The sequence below is a fragment of the Pseudomonas sp. RW409 genome, assembly GCF_003184125.1.
In the GTDB taxonomy this organism is placed as follows: Bacteria; Pseudomonadota; Gammaproteobacteria; order Pseudomonadales; family Pseudomonadaceae; genus Aquipseudomonas; species Aquipseudomonas chlororaphis_I.
The window spans coordinates 508,109-532,961 of record NZ_QHHP01000042.1; the positions used below are offsets into that span (position 1 = coordinate 508,109).

Sequence of the window (24,853 nt, forward strand, 5' to 3'; positions counted from 1 at the left end):
TGCCTGCGGCGGGCTCAGCGTTTGACCAGGTGCACGGCCAGCACGTCGCAAGGGGCGCCGTGCAGCACGTCGTTGGCGGTCGAGCCCAATAGCAGGGCCAGGCCGTGGCGGCCATGGCTGCCGACCACGATCAGGTCGCATTCCTGTTCCTTGGCCAGATGGTGGATTTCCTGGCGTGGCTGGCCATAGGTCAGGTGGCTGTATTCCTTGGACAGCTCAGGGTATTTGGTGATGAGGCGATCGAGGCGTTCCTTGGCCTGGTCGAACTGCTGCTGTTGCAATTGGGACAGGTCCATCGGCACGTCGCCGCCGAACGCCATGGCCATCGGCTCGACAATATGCACCAGGGACAATTTGGCGCTGTTGCTGACCGACAGCTCGCGGGCCCGGTGGATAACAGGATCGCACTCTTCGGTTAGATCTACGGCGACCAGAATATGGTGGTAGGGCATGAGGTGCTCCTCCTGAGGATTGCAATAGCTTCAAGTATGGCTGGTTTCAAGCGGATTGGTTCCGACCTGGATCAATCGGCTCATCAAGAATCGGGAGTACAGATATGACGGTCTGGATAGTGGTGTCAATCCTCGCGGTGGTCTTGAGTCCGCTGGCCTGGTTGCGCCCGTCGCGCCGCCAGAGCGGGCAGATCGCCCTGCGCATGGAGGCGCGACGCATGGGGCTGGGCATGCAACTGGCGCCTCAGGAATGGCCGCACTGGATGGATCCGCAGCCTCCAAGCCCCTGTGCGCAATACCATCGGCCGCGGCGCGGTACACAGCCGGCCTGCTGGGCCTACTGGCAAAGTGCGCCGGGCATGTGGGTCAACCAATGGCGGGAAGCCTGTGCGGACCCGGCCTTGCTCGAGCACTTTCGCACGCTGCCGGCCAATGTGTTCAAGGTCGAGGCCGACCGGCAGATGATCGTCTTGTATTGGGGCGAACGTGGCGAAGCCAGTGTTTTGCAAGACATTGCCGCGGTACTCAAGGCGCTGGCGTGAAGCATGACCTGCGCTGCAATGGCCAGGTTGTTGAAAAACAGGCAATAAAAAGCCCGACAGGGTCGGGCGGGGTTGGCCAGGCAGGCCGGTAAATCCTTTCTGATCCCCTGGTTCTGACCGGCGGGGATAGAGTTGTCGCCGATCTTACGCCTGGTTTTCGGCCAGGCATCCATATTTTTGCTCCAGGATTGTGCCAGCGTAGCCGCGAATCGGTTACGGGGGCCACGTATTAGGGCGACTTTTCTAAAGATTGATTCTATGAATGTCCTGAGATGAGCAAGCTTGTTGATGGTGCGTGCCCGTCTGGAATGACTAAGAAGTCGCGTTTTAAACAACCTTTTGGGCGATTGACAATTGTCGGATTTTGCCTGAATGTGGCGTACCCAAATCAAACGGGCGTATGAATTGAGCGTTTGTATTACCAGACGGCTCTTCCAGAATCCCGACTATCGCGTTGGCGGGTGTGCCTGGCGGATTGGCGTAGCATCGATGGAAACGTCGTTGCCGAGTCAGAAGTTAGCGTCCGACGTGTACTGTTCAGCTTCCATATCGTGGAGATCAGTTGATGATTTACGAAGGTAAAGCCATCACGGTTAAGGCTCTTGAAAGTGGCATCGTCGAATTGAATTTCGACCTCAAGGGTGAGTCCGTCAACAAGTTCAACCGTCTTACCCTGAACGAATTGCGTTCGGCCGTAGACGCCATCAAGGCAGATGCGTCGGTCAAGGGTGTGATCGTCAGCAGTGGCAAGGACGTCTTCATCGTCGGCGCCGACATCACCGAATTTGTCGACAACTTCAAGCTGCCGGATGCAGAGCTTGTCGCAGGCAACCTCGAAGCCAACAAGATTTTCAGCGATTTCGAAGACCTCAACGTTCCGACCGTTGCCGCGATCAATGGCATCGCGCTGGGCGGCGGTCTGGAAATGTGCCTGGCAGCTGACTATCGCGTCATGTCCTCCAGCGCCAAGATCGGCCTGCCGGAAGTCAAGCTGGGTATCTACCCGGGCTTCGGCGGTACCGTTCGCCTGCCGCGCATCATCGGTGCCGACAACGCCATCGAATGGATTGCCGCCGGCAAGGAAAACCGTGCCGAGGACGCACTGAAAGTCGGCGCCGTCGACGCTGTCGTTGCCCCGGAAAAACTGCATGAAGCGGCTCTGGCCACCGTCAAGCGCGCCATCTCCGGCGAGTTCGACTACAAGGCCAAGCGTCAGCCGAAGCTAGAAAAGCTCAAGCTCAACGCCATCGAACAGATGATGTCCTTCGAAACCGCCAAGGGTTTTGTCGCCGGCCAGGCTGGCCCGAACTACCCGGCGCCGGTCGAAGCCATCAAGACCATTCAGAAAGCCGCCAACTTCGGTCGTGACAAGGCGCTGGAAGTCGAGGCCGCAGGCTTCGTCAAACTGGCCAAGACCTCTGCTGCGCAGAGCCTGATCGGTCTGTTCCTGAATGATCAGGAGCTGAAGAAAAAGGCCAAGGCCTATGACGAAATCGCCCACGATGTGAAGCAGGCCGCCGTACTGGGTGCCGGCATCATGGGTGGCGGTATCGCCTATCAGTCGGCGTCCAAAGGCACGCCGATCCTGATGAAAGACATCAACGAACACGGTATCGAGCAAGGCCTGGCGGAAGCCGCCAAGCTGCTGGTCGGCCGTGTCGATAAAGGTCGCATGACCGCGGCGAAGATGGCCGAGGTGCTCAACGGCATTCGTCCTACGCTGTCCTACGGTGACTTCGGCCACGTCGACCTGGTGGTCGAAGCGGTCGTCGAGAACCCTAAGGTCAAGCAAGCGGTTCTGGCCGAAGTCGAAGACCAGGTCAAAGAGGACACCATCCTCGCTTCGAACACCTCGACCATTTCCATCAGCCTGCTGGCCAAGGCCCTCAAGCGTCCGGAAAACTTCGTCGGCATGCACTTCTTCAACCCGGTGCACATGATGCCGCTGGTCGAAGTCATCCGTGGCGAGAAGTCCAGCGAGCTGGCCGTGGCCACCACCGTTGCCTACGCCAAGAAAATGGGAAAGAACCCGATCGTGGTCAACGACTGCCCGGGCTTCCTGGTCAACCGCGTGCTGTTCCCGTACTTCGGCGGTTTCGCCAAGCTGGTCAGCGCCGGTGTGGACTTCGTGCGCATCGACAAGGTCATGGAAAAATTCGGCTGGCCGATGGGCCCGGCCTACCTGATGGACGTGGTCGGCATCGACACCGGCCACCACGGTCGTGACGTGATGGCCGAAGGTTTCCCGGATCGCATGAAAGACGATCGCCGTTCGGCTATCGATGTGCTCTACGAAGCCAAGCGTCTGGGCCAGAAGAACGGCAAGGGTTTCTACGCCTACGAGGCCGACAAGAAAGGCAAGCAGAAGAAAGTGGCCGACCCGTCGGTGCTGGAAGTGCTCAAGCCTATCGTGTACGAGCAGCGTGAAGTCACTGACGAGGACATCGTCAACTGGATGATGATCCCGCTGTGCCTGGAAACCGTTCGTTGCCTGGAAGACGGCATCGTCGAGACCGCGGCCGAAGCCGATATGGGCCTGGTGTACGGTATTGGTTTCCCTCCATTCCGTGGCGGTGCGCTGCGCTACATCGATTCGATCGGTGTTGCCGAGTTCGTTGCCCTGGCCGACCAGTACGCCGATCTGGGCGCGCTGTACCACCCGACCGCGAAGCTGCGCGAGATGGCCAAGAACGGCCAGAGCTTCTTCGGTTAAGCGCCCCCTACTAGAGCGAGAGTGAATATATGAGCTTGAATCCTAGAGACGTCGTGATTGTCGACTTCGGTCGTACTCCGATGGGCCGCTCCAAGGGCGGCATGCACCGCAACACCCGCGCCGAAGACATGTCGGCGCACCTGATCAGCAAATTGCTGGAACGCAACTCCAAGGTCGATCCGGCGGAAGTCGAGGACGTGATCTGGGGCTGTGTGAACCAGACCCTGGAGCAGGGCTGGAACATCGCGCGCATGGCGTCGCTGATGACCCAGATCCCGCACACCTCGGCCGGCCAGACCGTCAGCCGCCTGTGTGGCTCGTCGATGAGCGCGCTGCACACCGCCGCCCAGGCAATCATGACCGGCAACGGTGACGTATTCGTGGTTGGCGGCGTCGAGCATATGGGCCACGTGAGCATGATGCATGGTGTCGACCCGAACCCGCACATGTCCCTGTACGCGGCGAAAGCCTCGGGCATGATGGGCCTGACCGCCGAGATGCTCGGCAAGATGCACGGCATCACTCGTGAACAGCAGGACGCCTTTGGTGTGCGTTCCCACCAGCTCGCCCACAAGGCAACGGTGGAAGGCAAGTTCAAGGACGAAATCATCCCGATGCAGGGTTACGACGAGAACGGTTTCCTGAAGCTGTTCGACTACGACGAAACCATTCGCCCCGAGACCACCCTGGAAAGCCTGGCGGCCCTCAAGCCGGCCTTCAATCCGAAGGGCGGTACCGTGACTGCCGGTACTTCGTCGCAGATCACCGACGGTGCTTCGTGCATGATCGTGATGTCGGCGCAGCGTGCCCAGGACCTGGGCATCCAGCCGCTGGCGGTGATCCGCTCGATGGCGGTGGCGGGTGTGGATCCGGCGATCATGGGCTATGGTCCAGTACCGGCCACGCAGAAAGCACTGAAGCGCGCGGGCCTGGGAATTGCCGATATCGACTTCTTCGAGCTCAACGAAGCTTTCGCGGCGCAGGCTCTGCCAGTGCTGAAAGATTTGAAAGTGCTCGACAAGATGGACGAGAAGGTTAACCTGCACGGCGGCGCGATCGCCCTGGGTCATCCGTTCGGTTGTTCCGGTGCGCGTATCTCCGGCACCTTGCTCAATGTCATGAAGCAGAATGGCGGCACCTTTGGCGTGTCCACCATGTGCATTGGCCTCGGTCAGGGTATTGCCACCGTCTTCGAACGCGTTTAAGCGTTGCGTTGATGGAAGCCGGGGCCCAGTGCCCCGGTTTTTGTTTTTCTGAAGATTTATTATTTTTTATTTTGCGCGAGGGCCAGAACATGCAATTACAACCCGGGCTCTATCAGCATTACAAGGGACCGCAGTACCGCGTTTTCAGCGTGGCGCGGCATTCCGAGACGGAAGAGGAAGTGGTGTTCTATCAAGCCCTGTATGGCGATTACGGCTTTTGGGTGCGCCCCTTGAGCATGTTCCTGGAGTCGGTCGAAGTTGACGGCGAGCAGGTGCCACGCTTTGCTTTGGTGCAGGCCGAACCCAGTCTTTTTTCACGGCCATGAGCCGAGGTCGCGCAGAACCCTGCGCTTGACCTCACCTTGTTGCCACTATATATAGCGGTGCCGCGTCAGGCGCCAACCGCCTCTCACTTCTCGAATTCAGGAATTTTCCGATCCATGGGCAAATCGCTGGTCATTGTGGAATCCCCGGCTAAGGCCAAGACCATCAACAAGTACTTGGGTAACCAATACGTGGTGAAGTCGAGTATCGGCCATATCCGAGACCTGCCCACCAGTGGTTCGGCGAGCGCCGCCAAAGAGCCTGCCGCCAAGCGTGGCAAGGCGGCTGCTGGTGAAGCACCGGCGCTGTCGGCCAAGGAGAAGGCGCGCAAGCAACTGGTCTCGCGCATGGGAGTCGATCCGGACCACGGCTGGAAAGCCAAGTACGAGATCCTTCCAGGCAAGGAAAAAGTCATCGAAGAGCTGCGCCGGCTCGCCAAGGATGCCGACACCATCTATCTCGCAACGGACTTGGACCGCGAAGGGGAGGCCATTGCCTGGCACCTGCGGGAAGCCATTGGTGGGGATGACAGCCGCTACAAGCGCGTGGTGTTCAACGAAATCACCAAGAAGGCGATCCAGGAAGCCTTCTCCCAGCCGGGCGAGCTGGATATCGATCGGGTCAACGCCCAGCAGGCGCGTCGCTTCCTCGATCGCGTGGTGGGTTACATGGTTTCGCCGCTGCTGTGGGCCAAAATTGCCCGTGGCCTGTCTGCCGGTCGTGTGCAATCGGTGGCGGTGAAGCTGGTGGTGGAGCGCGAGCGCGAAATCCGTGCCTTCATCCCTGAAGAGTACTGGGAAGTTCATGCCGACCTCGGCACCGCCAAGGGCGCCAATGTGCGCTTCGAAGTGGCCCGTGAAAACGGCGAGGCCTTCAAGCCGCTGAACGAAGCCCAGGCCATGGCGGCGCTGGAGAAGCTCAAGGCTTCGACCTACACCATCGCCAAGCGCGAAGACAAACCGACCAGCAGCAAGCCGTCGGCCCCGTTCATTACTTCTACCCTGCAGCAGGCCGCGAGCAACCGCCTGGGCTTCGGGGTGAAGAAAACCATGATGATGGCCCAGCGTCTGTATGAAGCCGGCTACATCACTTATATGCGTACCGACTCGACCAACCTCTCGGCTGATGCCCTGACGATGGCGCGGACCTATATCGAAGAAGAGTTCGGCAACAAGTACCTGCCGTCCTCGCCGAACTTCTACAGCAGCAAGGAAGGGGCCCAGGAGGCGCACGAAGCGATTCGGCCGTCCGATGTGAATACCCACCCAAGCAAGCTGTCGGGCATGGAACGTGACGCCGAGCGCCTCTACGAGCTGATCTGGCGCCAGTTCGTGGCCTGCCAGATGCTGCCGGCGCAATACCTGTCGACCACCGTCAGCGTCGCCGCTGGTGGCTTCGAGCTGCGTGCCAAGGGCCGTATCCTCAAGTTCGACGGTTACACCCGGGTCATGCCGCAGATGAGCAAGCCGGGCGACGACGATGTCCTGCCGGACATGGCGCAGGGCGATGTGCTGAAGCTGATCAAGCTCGACCCGAGCCAGCACTTCACCAAGCCGCCGGCGCGTTACTCCGAAGCCAGCCTGGTCAAGGAAATGGAAAAGCGTGGCATCGGTCGTCCTTCGACCTACGCGGCGATCATTTCCACCATCCAGGACCGTGGCTACGTGGCGCTGCACAACCGTCGTTTCTATTCGGAAAAGATGGGCGACATCGTCACCGAGCGTCTGTCCGAGAGTTTCTCCAACCTGATGGACTACGGCTTCACTGCCGGCATGGAAGAGCACCTCGATGACGTGGCCCAGGGCGAGCGCGACTGGAAAAACGTCCTCGACGAGTTCTACGGCGACTTCAAGAAGAAGCTCGAAGTGGCCGAAGGCAGCGACAGCGGCATGCGCGCCAACCAGCCGGTGATGACCGATATCCCGTGCCTCACCTGTGGTCGTCCGATGCAGATTCGTACGGCGTCCACCGGTGTGTTCCTCGGTTGTTCGGGTTACAGCCTGCCACCGAAAGAACGCTGCAAGGCGACGGTCAACCTGGTGCCGGGCGACGAGATCGCCGCAGACGACGAGGGTGAATCCGAGTCGCTGGTACTGCGCGGCAAGCACCGTTGCCCGATCTGCAGCACGGCGATGGACGCCTATCTGCTGGACGAGAAACGCAAGCTGCACATCTGCGGTAACAACCCGGATTGCGCGGGCTACGAGATCGAAGAGGGCAGCTACCGCATCAAGGGCTACGAAGGTCCGAGCCTGGAGTGCGACAAGTGCGGCAGCGAGATGCAGCTCAAGACCGGTCGTTTCGGCAAGTTCTTCGGCTGCACCAACCCAACCTGCAAGAACACCCGCAAGCTGCTCAAGAGCGGTGACGCGGCGCCGCCGAAGATGGATCCGGTGAAGATGCCCGAGCTGAAATGCGAGAAGGTCAACGACACCTATATCCTGCGCGACGGGGCTTCGGGTCTGTTCCTGGCAGCCAGCCAGTTCCCGAAAAACCGTGAGACCCGCGCACCGCTGGTGCTCGAGCTGATCCCGCACAAGGACGAGATCGATCCGAAGTATCACTTCCTCTGCGAAGCGCCGAAGAAGGACCCGGAGGGTCGTCCGGCGGTGATTCGCTACAGCCGCAAGACCAAGGAGCAGTACGTGCAGACCGAAGTCGACGGCAAGCCGACCGGTTGGCGTGCGTTCTACGACGGTGGTAGCTGGAAAGTCGAAGACAAGCGTTAAGGTCCGCATCGGACGCTTCTGACAGGCCGCGTAAACTTCTAAGGGTACGCGGCCTTTCTTTTGGGCTTGCGGTGGGCTGGAGTGTTCCACGACACTGTACGGCCAGCCCGCTGTTATCTATTCGTTGTGGAGATTGCCGTCATGGCCCACGAACTCTATACCCGTACCAACCAGAAAATTTACTTCGCCGGCCTGTCGCTGGAAGCCTTGGCGCGAGCCGAAGCGGGCGGGGCAATGAATGCTCAGGCGCTGGTACAGGCAGGGCGAGAGTCGGTGTTGTTTCATCTGTACGGCGCGCTGCTTGGCTTGTGTCACGAGATTGCTGGCTTCTATCGCCTCCCGCAGGCCAATGCGCCTCGCGCGGAGCTGCTGCTGACCCGCGAGGTGCTGGAAAGCATCGCCATCCCCGAGCTGGCCGAGTTGGTGGAGCTGGCCCATAACCCGGAAACCTGGCTGGCGAAGCTGCTGGCTGCCCATTCGGCGATGTTCCAGCCACCGCGGGTACCGCATAAACCCAAGGGCGATGTCACCCAGCCGCTGATCGTCGCAGTGAACCTCGATGAAGAAGAGCAGGCGCCGGAGCTGAGCCGGGAAGAGCTGGAGCAATGGCGTCAGAACCTCAAGGCTTTGGCTATACGCTTCCGTGACGGTCTGAATGAGTGTTGAGTTGCTGGTACGACCCATCATTCAAGGATGAGTAGGTGTTCAACAACGGCGTCCAGATGCTCCCAAGCTCGATGGTCAGCGCGCCATTAACAAGAAACAGGTCATTACGCGGTTTTTCCGCTTAGGAAGCCGTTGCCAGTTCTGATTGCAAATCGAATTTCTGTGACAAATGCCTGCTCGTAACCCCGGGCAAATAAAGAAAACCGCTTGGGCCCGCGCGAGGTCGGGGTGATGACTGATATAATCCCGGCCTTTCGTGGAGAACAGACCTTTATGCCAACGTCCTTTCTAGAAATTGTCGAATTGCCAGACGGTCGTATCGAGCTGCGCAGGGCTGAGGACGAGGGTTCTCTGGTCACTCTGGACTTTTCAGAGGATGCCAAAGCCTTCTTGCAAGGCCAGCATGTCGAGGTGGCCAAGGCCATGTTGAGCGTGGGTGTGCAGATGGCGGGTCGCCTGGTTGAAGGCGAATTGGAGAAAGAAGAGGGACCACGGATTCTTCACTGAGTCCGTTTGTCGGTTTTTTTGCTGTCGTTCGTCGCCTCCTTTCGGCTTCTCAATCCTGGAGAAGCCTTGTGTCATTCAAGCGTGTCCATCGACGCTTCTAGCGGTCAGCCCAGACGAATATTCAGGCTTTGTGCGTCGCCCGTGCGGGCTGCGCTGATAAGTTGCTGACGGGCGCTGCTGTTCAATGGATTGAGCCAGCTGACGACGGTGTGGCTGCGTCCCAGGCGCAGAGCCTCGCAAGCCAGCTGTTGCGCGCTTTGGGCGCCGCGCGGGTGCAGCAGCAGGATCCGTTCGCGGTTCAGGCCGGCATCTCGCAACCAGGCCTGGGTCAGGCTTGCCGGCGGGGCAATCAATGTCAGCCAGCGTGCATCCTGGTCCTGGCTCAGTTCCCTGAGAATAGGCGCCAGCAGGCTCAGGCAGTTCCCGGCGGCACCGCGTAACGACAGTTCACTGAAGGCTTCCGGTTCGTTGCTCCAGGGCGATTCGACTACCTCTTTGAGGATAGGCGCCAGAGGCTGGGCCATGAAGGCTTCGAACAGCGGCAGTTGTGCATGCTGTGGTGTGTGAGGGAACTGCATAGAGCCTCCTTTAGCGGCGAATGACGCCGACACTCAAGCCTTCGATCACCAGGTCCTGATCTTTCAGGTTGACTTCGATAGGGGCGAACTCAGGGTTTTCGGCAATCAGCCAGACTTTGCTGCCTTCGCGCTTGAAGCGTTTCACGGTGACTTCGTCGCCAATGCGGGCGACGACGACCTGGCCATTGCGGGCCTCGCGAGTGGTGTGCACGGCCAGCAGGTCGCCATCGAAGATGCCGATGTCCTTCATGCTCATGCCGTGAACCCGCAGCAGGTAGTCCGCGCGTGGATGGAAGAAGGCCGGGTTGATATTGCAGGACTCTTCGATGTGCTGCTCGGCGAGGATCGGCGCGCCGGCGGCAACCCGGCCGATGATGGGCAGGCTGGAGTCGTCGGGCTTGGCTTCGAACCCCGGGATGCGAATGCCGCGAGAGGCGCCTGGAGTCATTTCGATCGCACCCTTGCGGGCCAGCGCCTTGAGGTGTTCTTCGGCGGCGTTGGGCGACTTGAAACCCAGTTCCTGGGCGATTTCCGCGCGGGTCGGTGGGTAGCCGTTGTCTTCGAGGCAACGTTTGATAAAAGCCAGAATCTCAGCTTGGCGTGGCGTCAGTTTTAGCATATCGATCGCTCTGTCTTTTTATACAGTGACTGGAATTATATACAGTGAATGGCGCTTGGCAATCCTCCTTTTTCCAGTCGCCGCTGGACGGTCGGGTCGCCGCTGCGCATGCCTGGTGTCGCGTGGCTGGCTACAGGACGCGGCAGGTATGGTTAAATAGCTGACTGACCGGCCGCAAAACGGACAGGCAGGCTTGACAAGACTGGGGCTGAAACGTATGTTTCAAACAAGTGTTTGTCAGGCGGAGTAGCCATGGCCCAGTCGGAAACCGTTGAACGCATTCTCGATGCTGCCGAGCAGTTGTTCGCGGAAAAAGGTTTTGCCGAAACCTCATTGCGGCTGATCACCAGCAAGGCCGGGGTCAACCTGGCGGCGGTGAATTATCATTTCGGTTCCAAGAAGGCCCTGATCCAGGCAGTGTTCTCGCGCTTCCTCGGGCCGTTCTGCATCAGCCTCGACCGTGAGCTGGAGCGGCGTTCGGCCAAGCCGGACAGCAAGCCAAGCCTCGAAGAGCTGCTGGAAATCCTCGTCGAGCAGGCCCTGGTGGTCCAGCCTCGCAGCGGCAACGATCTGTCCATCTTCATGCGTCTTCTGGGCCTGGCCTTCAGCCAGAGCCAGGGGCACCTGCGGCGTTATCTGGAAGATATGTACGGCAAGGTATTCCGCCGCTACATGCTGCTGGTCAACGAAGCTGCGCCGCGCATCCCTCCGATCGAACTGTTCTGGCGTGTGCACTTCATGCTCGGAGCGGCGGCGTTCAGCATGTCGGGGATCAAGGCGTTGCGGGCGATTGCCGAGACCGACTTCGGGGTCAATACCTCGATCGAGCAGGTAATGCGCCTGATGGTGCCATTCCTCGCGGCCGGCATGCGCGCTGAAACCGGCGTCACCGACGATGCCATGGCTGCGGCGCAACTCAAGCCGCGCAGCAAATCGACTCCGGCGGTCGCCAAGGCCTGACCGTCCGGGTGGGCGCGGCAGCTTACATCCGCTAAGCTAGCCGCCCATGTCGACTCTCGTTTCCTACCTCCTTTCACATCTTTCGCCGATCGTCGCTTGCCGGGCTTTGCCGCCGGCAATGGACTCGTGCGTCCGCGCCACGCCAGCACCCTTTGCGATGCCGTGCGCGCACTTCGTTACTAAGGAATTGCTATGACCACAGGCCTGCAAGGCTCCTTGATGGTGGATGTCGCCGGTACCTGGCTGACAGCTGAAGATCGCCAGCTCCTGCGCCAGCCCGAAGTGGGTGGGTTGATCATCTTTGCCCGCAATATCGAGCATCCGCGGCAGGTGCGTGAGCTGAGCGCGTCCATTCGGGCGATTCGCCCGGACCTGCTGCTGGCGGTGGACCAGGAAGGCGGCCGCGTGCAGCGCCTGCGCCAGGGCTTCGTGCGGCTGCCGGCCATGCGTGCCATCGCCGACAACCCGAATGCCGAATACCTGGCCGAGCAGTGCGGCTGGATCATGGCCACCGAAGTGCTGGCCGTCGGCCTGGACCTGAGCTTCGCGCCGGTGCTGGACCTCGATCATCAGCGCAGCGCTGTGGTGGGTACTCGTTCCTTCGAGGGCGACCCCGAGCGCGCCGCGTTGCTGGCGGGTGCCTTTATCCGTGGCATGAACAGTGCCGGCATGGCGGCCACGGGCAAGCATTTCCCCGGGCACGGCTGGGCCGAGGCGGACTCCCACGTGGCGATCCCCAACGACGAGCGCAGCCTCGACGAGATTCGTGCCAAGGACCTGGTGCCTTTCGCGCGCCTGAGCAAGCAATTGGCGGCGGTGATGCCGGCCCACGTTATCTACCCTCAGGTCGATGCCCAGCCGGCCGGGTTCTCCCGCCGTTGGCTGCAAGAGATCCTGCGCGGTGAATTGCAATTCGACGGCGTCATCTTCAGTGACGACCTGTCGATGGCCGGTGCGCACGTGGTTGGCGATGCCGCGAGCCGGATCGAAGCGGCGCTGTCGGCCGGTTGCGACATGGGCCTGGTGTGTAACGACCGGGCGGCGGCCGAGCTGGCCTTGAGCACGGCCCAGCGCCTGAAAGTGACACCGTCGGCGCGTATTGCGCGGATGCGCGGCCAGGCGTTCGCTTGCACCGACTATCGCCAGGATCCGCGCTGGCTGGCGGCGCTCGGCGCACTCAAGGATGCCCAGCTGATCGATTAAGGACTTTTGCGATGACGGTTTACGCGATTATCGGCGGTACCGGCCTGACCCGGCTCGAAGGCTTGAGCATTCACCAATCCTTGCCCCTGGACACGCCTTATGGCGCTCCGTCGGCGGATATCCAGAAGGGTGAATACGCCGGGCGCGAGGTGTTGTTTCTGGCGCGCCACGGTCATCCGCATCGCTTGCCGCCGCATCAGGTGAACTATCGGGCCAACCTCTGGGCGTTGAAGCAGGCTGGCGCCGAGGCGGTCCTGGCGGTCAACGCGGTGGGTGGCATTCATCCGGCGATGGGCTCCGGGCATTTCTGCGTGCCGCATCAACTGATCGACTACACCAGCGGTCGCGAGCACACCTACTTTGCCGACGACCTGGAGCAGGTCACCCACATCGACTTCAGCTATCCCTACAGCGAGTCGCTGCGCCAGCAGTTGATTGTCGCGCTGGAGGCCGAAGGCTGTGAATTCAGCAGCCAGGGTGTGTACGCCTGCACCCAGGGCCCGCGCCTGGAGACCGTGGCGGAGATCGCCCGCCTGGAGCGTGACGGCTGCGACATCGTCGGCATGACCGGCATGCCGGAAGCGGCGCTGGCCCGTGAGCTGGAGCTGGACTACGCCTGCCTGGCGCTGGTGGTGAACCCGGCGGCGGGCAAGTCCGCTGCGGTGATTACCATGGCCGAGATCGAACAGGCGTTGCAGGACGGCATGGGCAAGGTGAAGTCGACGCTGGCGCGGGTCCTCGCGGCAAACCTGTAGCCGCTGGTAAAGGCTGCGATCGAGCGCGTAGCGCTCGCAAAACCTGAATCCGCGTATTCACGCCTGCTGCGCAGCCGATCACAGGCTGCGCCAGCGGCTACAGATCAGCGTCCGCCTTTCTTGTCGGGCAGCGGGGCGAGGAGGGCTTCGATGTCTTCGCTCTGCAGCTTCCAGTCGCCGGCCTTGCGCCCATCCAGCACGCCCGCCGCCAGGTCGGACTTCTCCTGTTGCAGGTGCTGGATTTTCTCTTCCACCGTGCCGCGGGCAATCAACTTGTAGACGAACACCGGCTTCTCCTGGCCGATCCGATAGGCGCGGTCGGTGGCCTGGTTTTCCGTGGCCGGGTTCCACCAGGGGTCGTAGTGGATCACGGTATCGGCTTCGGTCAGGTTGAGGCCGACGCCGCCGGCTTTCAGGCTGATCAGGAAGATCTGCAGCTTGCCGCTCTGGAAGTCCCTGACTGGCGTGCGGCGGTCGCGGGTCTGCCCGGTCAGCAGGGCATAGGCGACGTTGCGCCGCTTCAGCTCGGCCTCGATCAGGCTCAGCATCGAGGTGAATTGCGAGAACAGCAGGATGCGCCGGCCCTCGTCGAACAGCTCCTCGAGCATCTCCATCAGGCTGTCGAGCTTGCCGGAGGAGCTGCCTCGCGTCGGCACCGCGTCTTCGTTGACCAGGCGCAGGTCGCAACACACCTGGCGCAGTTTCAGTAGCGCCTCAAGAATGATGATCTGGCTGCGGGCCACGCCCTTGCGGGTGATCTCGTCGCGGACTTTCTTGTCCATGGCCAGGCGCATGGTTTCGTACACATCGCGCTGGGCTTCATTGAGCTCCACCCAGTGGATGATCTCGGTCTTGGGCGGCAGCTCGGTGGCCACCTGTTCCTTGGTGCGGCGCAGCAGGAAGGGCTTGATCCGCCCGTTGAGGTGCTGCAGGCGCACTTCGCTGGCGTGCTTTTCGATCGGCACGCGGTAGTCGCGATTGAAGCTCTTCACGTCTCCCAGCCAGCCGGGCAGCAGGAAGTGGAACAGCGACCACAGCTCGCCCAGGTGATTCTCCAGGGGCGTGCCGCTCAGGCACAGGCGCTGCCGGGCGTTGAGCGCGCGCGCGGCCTGGGCCGCCTTGCTCGACGGGTTCTTGATGTATTGCGCCTCATCCAGCACCAGGACATGCAGGGGCAGGGCGGCGAGCTGCTCGACATCCTTGGGCAGCAGCGCGTAGGTGGTGAGGATCAGGTCGTAGTCGGCCAGTCGGGCGAAGTGCTTCTTGCGGCCAGCGCCATACAGGGCCAGGACCCTGAGCTGCGGCGTGAAGTGCGCCGCCTCGTCGAGCCAGTTGGGGATCAGGCTGGTGGGCATCACCACCATGCACGGCCGGTCCAGGCGCCCGGCGTTTTTTTCGCTGAGCACGTGGGCCAGGGTCTGCAGGGTTTTGCCCAGGCCCATGTCGTCGGCCAGGATGCCGCCGACTTCCAGCTGGCGCAGGGACTGCATCCAGCTCAGGCCTTCGAGTTGATAGGGGCGCAGGGTGGCGTTCAGGCCTTCTGGCGCGGGGGCCGAGTAATCCTTGATATCCCGCAGCCGTTGGGCGAAGGAGCGGATATGTTCGCCGCCCTCCCAGAGCAGGGGCAGGTCTTCCAACGGATTGAGGCGGGTCGCGTCGGCACTGCTCAGGCGTAGCGTGGTTTCTCCGGGCTCCTGCAGATAGAACTCACCCAGGGTGGCCAGCACCGGCTTCAGCCGGCCATAGGGCAGCGCCACTTGCAGGGGACCGTTGGGCGAGTTGGGACGCCCGGGAATATTTACCAGGATCAGTTCGTCATCCCGGCGTTTGGCCAGGCGTTCCGGGTTGAGGATCTCGGTGTGGGAGCGCATCAGGTTGAGCAGGATCGGCAGCAGGCTCAGGCGCTCGCCGTTGACGATGATGCCCAGTTCCAGGTCGAACCAGTCGCGCCCCGGCGCTTCGTCCACCGTGGCGTACCAGTCGTCCACGGCGGTCAGGTCGAAGCCGAAGTCGTCGTCGATCTGCAGCTCCCAGCCCTGGGTGCGCAGCTTGGGCAATTCGTTGAGGGTGAAGGTCAGCCAGGCGCTGTCGTTGACCATTTCATACAGCTCGCCAGCGCTTTCCGGCAGGGCCTTGCTCTGCCGGGTGGCGATCTTGAAACCCAAGGCCCGCAACTGTTCGCGATAGCGTTGTTCGACTTCCGGCTGGCGCTTGATGCGCAGGGTCTGGTGTTCCTGGCGAATCAGCACGTCGGCGTTTTTCTGCCCGCTGACGTATTCCTCCAGGTAGCTGAACGACAGCGCGGCACGGTGCTGGATGTAGCGCTGCATCTTGCCGTTGCGCGGTTCGAAGGCGCTGAACTCGATGCTGGCCAGCCACAGCCGGGGTATTGGCTGCACGTTGTCGACGATCTGTTGCGGCAGCGGGGCGGGGCTGCGGTTTTCCAGCACGGCCTGGAGTTTTTCCAGCAGCTCGGCGTCTTTCGCTGCTGCCGGGTAGGCCAGGGTTTCCTCGATTTTCAGCAGCACCGCGGCGATGTGTTTGCAATTGCTGCGCACCGGGCAGGTGCAGGAGGCTTCGACCATCAGCAAGGTGTTCTTGGCCGACTCGCGCAGGCTGATGGTCTGTCGATAGACGTTGCCCCCCGAACCTTCGCAACTGGCGGTGATGACGCTGTCGCCGGCCTGGACGATCCTGACGCGGTTCTCCAGGGCGTAGCGGCGGCCACGCTCCAGGGCTTGTTCCTTGAATCGGCTGACCCAGGAAGGCGCCAGGGGTTTGGTCAGGGTCGGGGGCATAGGGACTTCTGTCAGTCCACGATTTCAGGAGGCGCCTCGCGCGGCGCGGGGGCCGACAGCGAGGTGATCTTGATCAGCAGGGCCAGGTGACCGTTGTCGAGGTAGTTGAGCTGGCCGTTCTTGGTGTGGCTTTCCTGCTTCAGGCGTTCGCTGGCGGTCACCAGGCCATTGCTGTCGATCTGGTTGACCCAGAACTGCGCATCCACATCGGTGAAGCGCCCGAGCTTGAGGGTCAGGGTGCCCTCGATCGGGAACTGGCCGAACTGTTCCTGGCCCTCGCTGACGGCGATTTTCACCGGGTTTTCGTCCAGCGCCTGCTGCCAGGCCTTGTGCATCAGCACGCTGTAGTCGCCGCTGGCGGTGAGTTTCTCGACCACGCTGCCCAGCGCCGGGGTGCGCTGGCTGTCGGCGCCCAGGTGTTGGGCGCCAGCGGCCCAGTCTTCGGGGGCGGCGCGGCTGACGATGGCGGGAACCGCGTTCTGCCGGACCAGAATCATTTCGACCTGATACATGTCGGCAAACGCCGAGGGAGCGACCAGGGTCAGGAGCAAGGTCAGTGAGCGAAACAGGCGCATGGGGCGTCCTTCAAGCAGTTTTCGGGGTGAGGCGCTCGAACAGCGCCTCCAATGTGTTGAAGCGTTCTTCCGGGCGTTCCATCGGCACCATGAATTTGAACAGCGTGGCGCCTTCAAATTTGTAGCGATTGGGTTGGCCCTGGATGAGTTTGATCAATGCCAGCGGATCCACCGGGGTATCGGCGGCGAACTCGAGACGACCGCCTTGCGGGCCGCCGTCGACCTTCTTGATGCCCAGTTGCTCGGCCTGCAGTTTCAGCAGGGTCAGGCGCACCAGGTTCTTGGTCGGTTCCGGCAACAGGCCGAAGCGGTCGATCATCTCCACTTGCAGGTCTTTCAGGCCGTCCTCGTCGGTGGCCGAGGCAATGCGCTTGTAGAGGATCAGCCGCGCGTGCACATCCGGCAGGTAGTCTTCGGGAATCAGCGCCGGCAGGCGCAGGTTGATTTCCGGACCGCCGCCCAGCGGCTGGTCGAGGTTCGGCTGCTCGCCCTTGCGGATGGCTTTCACCGCGCGCTCGAGCATTTCCATATAAAGGGTGAAGCCTACCGCCTGGATCTGGCCGCTTTGGCCATCGCCCAGCAGTTCGCCGGCGCCGCGGATTTCCAGGTCGTTGGTGGCGAGCACGAAGCCGGCCCCCAGGTCCTGGGTATTGGCGATCGCCTCCAGGCGCTTTTCCGCGTCCGGGGTGATCTGCTGGCGCGCTGGCGTCAGCAGGTAGGCGTAGGCCTGGTGGTGGCTGCGACCGACCCGGCCGCGCAACTGGTGCAGCTGGGCCAGGCCGAACTTGTCGGCGCGCTCGATGATGATGGTGTTGGCGCTCGGTACGTCGATGCCGGTCTCGATGATGGTCGAGGCGATCAGCACGTTGAAGCGCTTGTGGTAGAAGTCGCTCATCACCTGTTCGAGTTCGCGTTCGCGCATCTGCCCGTGGCCGATGCCGATGCGCGCTTCCGGCACCAGTTCGGCGAGGTCGGCGGCGCATTTCTCGATGGTCTTCACATCGTTGTGCAGGTAGTAGACCTGGCCGCCGCGCAGCAGCTCGCGCAGCAGGGCCTCTTTGACCGTGCTCTTGTTCTGCTCCATGACGAAAGTGCGCACCGACAGGCGTCGGGCTGGCGGCGTGGCGATGATCGACAGGTCGCGCATGCCCGAGACCGCCATGTTCAGCGTGCGCGGAATCGGCGTGGCGGTCAGGGTCAGGATGTCGACTTCGCTGCGCAGGGCCTTGAGCTGCTCTTTCTGGCGCACGCCGAAACGGTGTTCTTCGTCGATGATCACCAGCCCGAGGTTCTTGATCTTCACATCGTCCTGCAACAGCTTGTGGGTGCCGATGACGATGTCGATCTTGCCTTCGGCCAGGTCGGCCACCGCGGCATTCACTTCCTTGGCGGACTTGAAGCGGCTCATCACTTCCACGGTCACCGGCCAGTCGGCGAAGCGATCGCGGAAGCTGTTGTAGTGCTGCTGGGCGAGCAGGGTGGTGGGCACCAGGATCGCCACTTGCTTGCCACCGTGCACGGCGATGAAGGCCGCGCGCATCGCCACTTCGGTCTTGCCGAAGCCAACGTCGCCGCAGACCAGGCGATCCATCGGCTTGGCCGCGAGCATGTCCTCGCGCACCGCTTCGATGGTGGTTTGCTGGTCGGGGGTTTCTTCGAACGGGAAGCCGGCGCTGAAAGTGGCGTAGTCGGCTTTCGGGTCGGCGAAGGCATAACCTTCGCGGGCCGCGCGGCGAGCGTAGATGTCCAGCAGCTCGGCGGCGACATCGCGCACCTGCTCGGCGGCCTTGCGCTTGGCCTTCTGCCAGGTTTCCGAACCCAGGCGGTGCAGCGGCGCCAGGGCGTCATCGCTACCGGTGTAGCGGGCGATCAGGTGCAGGTTGGCCACCGGCACATAGAGCTTGGCGCCCTCGGCGTATTCCAGGGTGAGGAATTCGGCGGCCTGGTTGTCGATTTCCAGGGTGGCCAGGCCCAGGTAGCGGCCCACGCCATGATCGATATGCACCACCGGCGCGCCTTCGCGCAGCTCGGTGAGGTTCTTGATCACTGCATCGTTGTTGGCATCGGCGCGTTTTTCCCGGCGCCGGCGCTGCATCACGCGCTGGCCGAACAGCGGGCTTTCGGCCACCAGCGCCAGGGCTGGATCGTCCAGCAGCAAGCCTTCGTCCAGCGGCGCGATGGTGATCGCCAGGCGGTCCTTGCCGGCAACGAAGTCCGGCCAGCTGTCGACGGTCTTTGGCCGCAGCTTCAGGCGCTCCAGCAACTCCAGCAGTACCTCGCGGCGCCCGGCGGATTCGGCGGTGAACAGCACGCGTCCGGAGAACTCGTCGAGGAAGTTCGCCAGGGCCGCCAGCGGCTGGTTGGCCTTGGCTTCGATGGCGAGGTTGGGCAGGGTCTGCGCCGGGAAGCGCTCGCGGCCGCCACCGGCCTCGATGTCCTGCTGGCTGGCGACTACCCGCGGCCAGCTTTTCAGGCGGGCGAAGCAGTCTTCCACCGGTAGGAACAATTCGGCGGGCGGCAATAAAGGACGGGACGGATCGACGCGGCGTTCTTCGTAACGGTTGCGCACGTCGTTCCAGAAGTTCTCGGCCGCCTGTTCGATGCCTGGCAGGGAGAACACCTGGGTGTCCTGGGGCAGGTAGTCGAACAGGGTCGAGGTGTCTTCGAAGAACAGTGGCAGGTAATACTCGATGCCGGCCGGGGTGATTCCGCTGCTCAGGTCCTGGAAGATCGGGCAGCGGCGGAAGTCGACGTCGAAGCGCTCGCGGAAACGGGCCTTGAAGCGGGTGACGGCTTCTTTCTGCAGCGGGAATTCCTTCGCCGGCAGCAGGCGTACCGAATCGACCTTGTCGATGGAGCGCTGGTTTTCCGGATCGAAGGTGCGCAGGGTCTCGATTTCATCGTCGAACAGGTCGATGCGATAAGGCAGTTTGCTGCCCATCGGGAACAGGTCGATCAAGGCGCCGCGCACCGCGAACTCGCCGTGCTCGTACACCGTATCGACACAGCGATAGCCGCTGGCTTCCAGGCGGGTACGCATCTGTTCGACATCCAGCTTCTGGCCGATGTCCAGCACCAGGCTGCTGCCGAGCAGGAACTTGGTCGGCGCCAGGCGATGCAAGGCCGTGGTGATCGGCACCACCAGCACACCGTGCTCCAGCTCCGGTAGCCGGTACAGGCTGGCGATTCGCTGGGAGATGATGTCCTGGTGCGGCGAGAACAGGTCGTAGGGCAGGGTTTCCCAGTCCGGGAAATGCAGCACGGGCAAATCCGGGGCGAAGAAACTCAGCTCCTGCTCCAGCCGTTCGGCACTTTGGCTATCGGCGGTCAGCAGCAGGGTGAAGCGCTTGGCGGCGCTGGCAGCCTCGGCAATGGCCAGGCTGAGGGCGGCACCGGGCAGATTGCCCCAGTGCTGTTTGCCGGCGGCGGCAGGGAGTTGCGGTAGACGCAGAACGGGCACGGAAGGTTGAGCTCCAGCGTTGCGACAAAGTCGGTAATTGTAGCGGTCCGGCATACCGGCTGTCAGTTGCTGATGTGTCTATTACGCGGTTGCGGAAAATGTAGTGGTTATGACAAAAAAACGCGTTTTTTGGCAGGAAATGTAGTGCCGAATTGGGGCGGTGTTACGGAGGGTTACAGACAACGCTGGGTTACCGCGCAAAATGAGGCCTTTCTGAAACCCGCGTATTTACTGGGCTGGAGCGGGGCGTGATTTTTCCGGATGAGGTTTTGTTACGTTCTGCGCGACAGGCGCGCATTGCTACGCAGGGGACTCGGCTGCATAATGTAGCCCCTTTTTTCAGCCCCTACATGTGGAAGGTTCCCGTGACTCAGAAGCCCGACCAGTGTCTTGGTGAATGGATCGACCGTGAAGCGCTCGCAGAAGCGATGATTCCGCTTATCGGTCAGCTCTACCGCAATAACAATGTGGTGAGTTCGATCTATGGCCGCAGCCTGATCAACCAGTCTGTCATCGCGATTCTCAAAGCTCACCGCTTTGCTCGCCATCGTTCTTCCGACGATAGCGAACTCTCCGTCCACGAAACATTCCCACTGCTCAAGGCCATGAGCGAGCTCAAGCTCGGCGCTGCCTCGGTGGACCTGGGCAAGTTGGCGTTCAAATTCCGCAACGAAGGCAATGGCCGCACCGCCGAGCAATTCGTTCGCGAAGAGCTGGCTGACGTGGTTGGCCAGCAAAACGCTTCGCCCCGCAAAGGCACCGACGTGGTCCTGTACGGCTTCGGTCGTATCGGCCGTCTGCTGGCGCGCATCCTGATCGAGAAAACCGGTGGTGGCGACGGCCTGCGCCTGCGCGCCATCGTGGTGCGCAAAGGCGCCGAAAACGACCTGACCAAGCGCGCCAGCCTGCTGCGTCGCGACTCGGTACACGGTTCGTTCAACGGCACCATCACCATCGACGAAGCCAACAACACCATCACCGCCAACGGCAACCTGATCCAGGTTATCTACGCGAAGAACCCGACCGAGGTGGACTACACCCAGTACGGCATCAAAGACGCGCTGCTGGTGGACAACACCGGTGTATGGCGTGACGCCGATGGCCTGGGCCAGCACCTGGCCTGCCCGGGTATCGACCGCGTCGTTCTGACCGCGCCTGGCAAAGGCAAGCTGAAGAACATCGTTCACGGTATCAACCACACCGACATCACCGCTGACGACAAGATTGTTTCCGCCGCTTCCTGCACCACCAACGCCATCGTGCCGGTGCTCAAGGCCGTGAACGACAAGTTCGGCATCGTCAACGGGCACGTCGAAACCGTTCACTCGTACACCAACGACCAGAACCTGATCGACAACTTCCACAAGGGCGATCGTCGTGGCCGTAGCGCCGCGTTGAACATGGTGATCACCGAGACCGGTGCTGCCACCGCTGCTGCCAAGGCCCTGCCTGAGCTGGCCGGCAAGCTGACCGGTAACGCGATCCGCGTTCCGACGCCAAACGTGTCGATGGCCATTCTCAACCTGAACCTCGAGAAAGCCGCTACCCGTGAAGAGATGAACGAGTACCTGCGCTACATGGCGCTGCACTCCGATCTGCACAAGCAAATCGACTTCGTCAATTCCCAGGAAGTGGTTTCCACCGACTTCGTTGGCTCGCGCCACGCCGGTGTGGTGGACGCTGAAGCGACCATCACCCAGGACAACCGCGTTGTGCTGTACGTCTGGTACGACAACGAATTCGGCTACAGCTGCCAGGTGGTTCGTGTGATGGAAGACATGGCTGGTGTGAACCCGCCTGCGTTCCCGCGCTAAACCTTAGCCGCACATGAAAACGCCCCGACTTGTCGGGGCGTTTTTGTTTGTGGCGTTTGCTTGCGATGCGCTTGTATCTGCTCGGGCGTTATCGCGGGCAAGCCTCGCTCCTACAGAAGCGTTGGGCGCGCTCGCGATAACGTCCTGTCAGGCGCCATCGGCTATCGCTGCCTGTGCGCTGCGCAGTTCGTGGCGATTGCCGCGGAACAGCACCAGGGTCGCGATCAGGCCCAGCACCGCTGCGCCGCTGAGCCAGATACCCGGCGCCGCCTTGTTGTCCAGCACATGGATCAGGTAGGTGCAGGCTGCCGGCGTGAAGCCGCCAAAGGTGGCGGTCGCCAGGCTGTAGGCCAGGGAGAAGCCGGTGGTGCGTACTTCAACCGGCATGATCTCGGTGAGGGCTACCACCATGGCGCCGTTGTACGAGCCATAGAGGAAGGACAGCCACAACTCGACGATCAGCAGGTGGCTGAAACTCGGGTTGGCCACCAGCCAGGACAGTGCCGGGTACGCCGTCAGGATTGCCAGGACGGTCGCCGCCAGCAGCAGCGGCTTGCGCCCGACCTTGTCCGAGACGGCGCCCATCACCGGCAGCCAGAAGAAGTTCGACAGGCCGATGCACACGGTGACCAGCAGCGCGTCCAGGTCCGACAGCTGCAGCTCGGCCTTGCCGAAGGTCGGGGTGTAGGCGGTGATTAGGTAGAAGGACACGGTGGTCATCACCACCAGCGCCATGCCGGCCAGGACGATGCCGAAGTTCTGGCCAATGGAGCGGATGATTTCCTGCAGGGTAGGGCGGTGCTTGCGTGCCTGGAACTCCGGGGTTTCTTCCAGCGAGCGACGGATCATGAAGATCGCCGGCACTATCATGCAGCCCACCAGGAACGGTACGCGCCAGCCCCAGTCGCCCATTTGCTCCGGGCTCAGCCAGTGATTCAGGCCCACACCCAGCAGGCCGGCGAATACCACGGCGGCCTGTTGGCTCGCCGATTGCCAGCTGACGAAGAAGCCCTTGCGACCCGGGGTGGAGATTTCCGCCAGGTAAACCGAGACGCCACCCAGCTCCACCCCGGCAGAGAAACCCTGCAGCAAGCGGCCGAGCAGCACCAGCAACGGCGCAGCGACGCCGAGGGTGGCATAACCCGGGACGCAGGCGATCAGTACTGTGCCCGCGGCCATGAGCAGCAGGGTGATGATCAGGCCCCGGCGGCGGCCATGGCGGTCGATATAGGCACCGAGAAAGATCGCGCCCAGCGGGCGCATCAGGAAGCCGGCGCCGAAGGTCGCCAGCGACAGCATCAGTGACGCGAAAGCACTGTCGGCAGGGAAGAAGGTCTTGGCGATGGCCGTGGCGTAGAAGCCGTAGACCATGAAGTCGAACATCTCCAGAAAGTTGCCGCTGACAACGCGAAAGATCGCCTTGCCTTTGCCCGTGGTCGTGGACATTTTATTCACTCACTTTGGCTATTTTGTTAGCGATCCCTGGTCGTTACCCGTCCTGGTTGCACGGTCTGGGGCGGCTAAGCCGCAGGCCAGACAGTTTGTAACAATATGTGTATGAGTCTGCCGAGGCAACAAAAACTCTTAGCTTGCTTGCTAAGTAGATGGAAGGCTTGGGATTTATTGCCAGCCAACTCGCTGAATAAACCCGCAGGAGCGAGCTTGCGATGAGCTGGGTTCGGCCTGGATCAAATCCGCGCTGGCTGCCGCATAATGGCCCGCCCTGATCGGCGACTGCCGAGAGGGAAATCGAGTGTCGGGAGGCGAAGTCTTGTTGGTTGGATCTTGGGTGCGAGGATGGCTTCCTGTCGTTTTGGTCATGGCCCTGGCTGGATGTGATCGGGGCGATTCGCTGGAAAGCTTCGGCGGCCCGACCATGGGCAGTACCTACTCGATCAAGTACGTGAGGCGGGCAGGCCTGGCCGCGCCGAATGAGGTGCAGGCCCAGGTCGAGCAGATACTCGCGCAGGTCGACCGGCAGATGTCGACCTATCGCAGCGACTCGGACATCGAACGCTTCAACGATCTGCCGGCCAACAGCTGCCAGGCGATGCCGGCGGCGGTCCTGCGCTTGGTCGAGGTGGGCCAGCAGTTATCGCGGGACAGCCAGGGCTCCTTCGATCTGACGGTCGAGCCGTTGCTCAACCTCTGGGGCTTCGGCCCGCAGGGGCGCGGAGAGGCGGTGCCCAGTGATGAGGCGCTGGCGCAAGCGCGGCAGCGGGTCGGCTATACCCATCTGCGTATCGAGGGCGACCGGCTGTGCAAGGACGCCGCGGTCGAGGTGGATTTCAACAGCATCGCCGCCGGTTATGCGGTGGACCGGATTGCCGCCAGGCTCGCGGAAATGGGCATCGACAGTTACCTGGTCGAAGCCACGGGCGAACTCAAGGCGGTCGGCAGGAAACCCGACGGTTCGGCGTGGCGCATTGCTTTGGAGGAACCTCGGGACGATCGACAGGTGGCCGAGCGGGTCATAGCCGTCGATGGTTATGGGGTTTCGACTTCCGGCGACTACCGCAATTATTTCCAGCGCGACGGGCAGCGTTACTCCCACACCTTCGACGCCCGCACCGGCAGACCTGTCGAGCATGGGCTGGCCTCGGTCACGGTGATCCATCCCGCGGCCGTGATGGCCGATGGGTTATCGACCCTGTTGCTGATCCTCGGTCCCGAGCGCGGCTGGGATTACGCAGAAAAACACGATATCGCCGCATTTTTTGTGATTCGCGCCGATACAGGCTTCGTCACACGCAGCAACCGCGCGTTTGATCGCCTGTTTGCCGGACAAAAGCAGTAATCTTGCGCAGCGCCGCGGCGCGATGTCGCAGGCAAAAGTAGCCGGCGACGCGACCAAGGGTTAATGTGCGCGGCGTTGACGCTTCTATAGACTGTGCCCGGGTTCGTAACCGAGCCAAATTGATCCTTCATGCCGCTGGCCGCGACATGATTTAGC

Annotated in this window: 19 protein-coding genes; 12 read left to right on the top strand and 7 right to left on the bottom strand. The window is 61.8% G+C overall.

Annotated features, from left to right (window positions below; translation table 11 throughout):
- Positions 1–14 precede the first annotated feature (14 nt).
- A complete protein-coding gene (locus DK261_RS29250; RefSeq protein ID WP_007921319.1) occupies positions 15–452 on the bottom strand; it encodes a universal stress protein in 438 nt (145 codons plus the stop codon).
- Positions 453–556: 104 nt separating this feature from the next.
- Here DK261_RS29250 and DK261_RS29255 point away from each other — a divergent pair, with 104 nt between their 5' ends.
- The 7 genes from DK261_RS29255 to DK261_RS29290 all read left to right on the top strand — a co-directional run bounded on the left by DK261_RS29255 (position 557) and on the right by DK261_RS29290 (position 9,138).
- Positions 557–994, top strand: coding sequence for a hypothetical protein (locus tag DK261_RS29255; protein ID WP_009047960.1), 438 nt, complete (start codon positions 557–559; stop codon positions 992–994).
- Between the two features lie 565 nt (positions 995–1,559).
- Positions 1,560–3,707: a fatty acid oxidation complex subunit alpha FadB gene (gene fadB / locus DK261_RS29265; protein ID WP_009047961.1), complete on the top strand. Its 2,148-nt coding sequence runs from the start codon at positions 1,560–1,562 to the stop codon at positions 3,705–3,707.
- Positions 3,708–3,736: 29 nt separating this feature from the next.
- Positions 3,737–4,912, top strand: a complete 1,176-nt coding sequence (fadA, locus tag DK261_RS29270) for an acetyl-CoA C-acyltransferase FadA (protein ID WP_009047962.1) — start codon at positions 3,737–3,739, stop codon at positions 4,910–4,912.
- Positions 4,913–5,001: 89 nt separating this feature from the next.
- A complete protein-coding gene (locus DK261_RS29275) occupies positions 5,002–5,238 on the top strand; it encodes a DUF1653 domain-containing protein (RefSeq protein WP_023968538.1) in 237 nt (78 codons plus the stop codon).
- A gap of 114 nt (positions 5,239–5,352) precedes the next feature.
- Positions 5,353–7,965: a type I DNA topoisomerase gene (topA, locus tag DK261_RS29280; RefSeq protein WP_009047964.1), complete on the top strand. Its 2,613-nt coding sequence runs from the start codon at positions 5,353–5,355 to the stop codon at positions 7,963–7,965.
- Between the two features lie 141 nt (positions 7,966–8,106).
- On the top strand, positions 8,107–8,631 hold the full coding sequence (locus tag DK261_RS29285) for a DUF6586 family protein (protein WP_009047965.1): 525 nt from the start codon (positions 8,107–8,109) through the stop codon (positions 8,629–8,631).
- Positions 8,632–8,904: 273 nt separating this feature from the next.
- Positions 8,905–9,138 carry a hypothetical protein gene (locus DK261_RS29290; RefSeq protein WP_009042980.1) on the top strand — a complete coding sequence of 78 codons (234 nt, stop codon included), beginning with the start codon at positions 8,905–8,907 and terminating at the stop codon, positions 9,136–9,138.
- Positions 9,139–9,242: 104 nt separating this feature from the next.
- Here DK261_RS29290 and sulA read toward each other — a convergent pair whose 3' ends face one another.
- Both sulA and lexA read right to left on the bottom strand, forming a co-directional pair.
- Positions 9,243–9,716: an SOS-induced cell division inhibitor SulA gene (gene sulA, locus DK261_RS29295; RefSeq protein ID WP_007921302.1), complete on the bottom strand. Its 474-nt coding sequence runs from the start codon at positions 9,714–9,716 to the stop codon at positions 9,243–9,245.
- A 10-nt stretch (positions 9,717–9,726) separates the two neighbouring features.
- Positions 9,727–10,335, bottom strand: coding sequence for a transcriptional repressor LexA (lexA, locus tag DK261_RS29300; RefSeq protein ID WP_007921301.1), 609 nt, complete (start codon positions 10,333–10,335; stop codon positions 9,727–9,729).
- Between the two features lie 252 nt (positions 10,336–10,587).
- Here lexA and DK261_RS29305 point away from each other — a divergent pair, with 252 nt between their 5' ends.
- The 3 genes from DK261_RS29305 (at position 10,588) to DK261_RS29315 (ending at position 13,253) form a co-directional block, all read left to right on the top strand.
- A complete protein-coding gene (locus DK261_RS29305) occupies positions 10,588–11,295 on the top strand; it encodes a TetR/AcrR family transcriptional regulator (RefSeq protein ID WP_009047966.1) in 708 nt (235 codons plus the stop codon).
- Between the two features lie 204 nt (positions 11,296–11,499).
- On the top strand, positions 11,500–12,498 hold the full coding sequence (nagZ, locus tag DK261_RS29310) for a beta-N-acetylhexosaminidase (protein WP_177411742.1): 999 nt from the start codon (positions 11,500–11,502) through the stop codon (positions 12,496–12,498).
- 11 nt (positions 12,499–12,509) lie between these two features.
- Complete coding sequence (locus DK261_RS29315) at positions 12,510–13,253, top strand: S-methyl-5'-thioinosine phosphorylase (RefSeq protein WP_016704941.1); 744 nt, start codon at positions 12,510–12,512, stop codon at positions 13,251–13,253.
- 104 nt (positions 13,254–13,357) lie between these two features.
- Here the strand turns inward: DK261_RS29315 and DK261_RS29320 are convergent, their stop codons facing one another.
- From DK261_RS29320 to mfd, 3 genes are read right to left on the bottom strand one after another with little or no spacing between them, the layout of a single operon-like run.
- Positions 13,358–16,051, bottom strand: a complete 2,694-nt coding sequence (locus DK261_RS29320) for a DEAD/DEAH box helicase (protein ID WP_110177231.1) — start codon at positions 16,049–16,051, stop codon at positions 13,358–13,360.
- An 11-nt stretch (positions 16,052–16,062) separates the two neighbouring features.
- Positions 16,063–16,626, bottom strand: a complete 564-nt coding sequence (locus DK261_RS29325) for a CsiV family protein (RefSeq protein ID WP_009047970.1) — start codon at positions 16,624–16,626, stop codon at positions 16,063–16,065.
- 10 nt (positions 16,627–16,636) lie between these two features.
- Positions 16,637–20,086 carry a transcription-repair coupling factor gene (gene mfd / locus DK261_RS29330; RefSeq protein ID WP_009047971.1) on the bottom strand — a complete coding sequence of 1,150 codons (3,450 nt, stop codon included), beginning with the start codon at positions 20,084–20,086 and terminating at the stop codon, positions 16,637–16,639.
- A 350-nt stretch (positions 20,087–20,436) separates the two neighbouring features.
- Here mfd and DK261_RS29335 point away from each other — a divergent pair, with 350 nt between their 5' ends.
- Positions 20,437–21,900, top strand: coding sequence for a glyceraldehyde-3-phosphate dehydrogenase (locus tag DK261_RS29335; protein ID WP_016704937.1), 1,464 nt, complete (start codon positions 20,437–20,439; stop codon positions 21,898–21,900).
- Positions 21,901–22,047: 147 nt separating this feature from the next.
- Here DK261_RS29335 and DK261_RS29340 read toward each other — a convergent pair whose 3' ends face one another.
- The gene (locus DK261_RS29340) at positions 22,048–23,346 is read right to left on the bottom strand and encodes an MFS transporter (protein ID WP_009047973.1); all 1,299 of its coding nucleotides are present in this window, start codon (positions 23,344–23,346) and stop codon (positions 22,048–22,050) included.
- Between the two features lie 373 nt (positions 23,347–23,719).
- Between DK261_RS29340 and DK261_RS29345 the strand changes: the two genes are divergently transcribed.
- Complete coding sequence (locus tag DK261_RS29345) at positions 23,720–24,697, top strand: FAD:protein FMN transferase (protein ID WP_009047974.1); 978 nt, start codon at positions 23,720–23,722, stop codon at positions 24,695–24,697.
- The last annotated feature ends 156 nt before the right edge of the window (positions 24,698–24,853 follow it).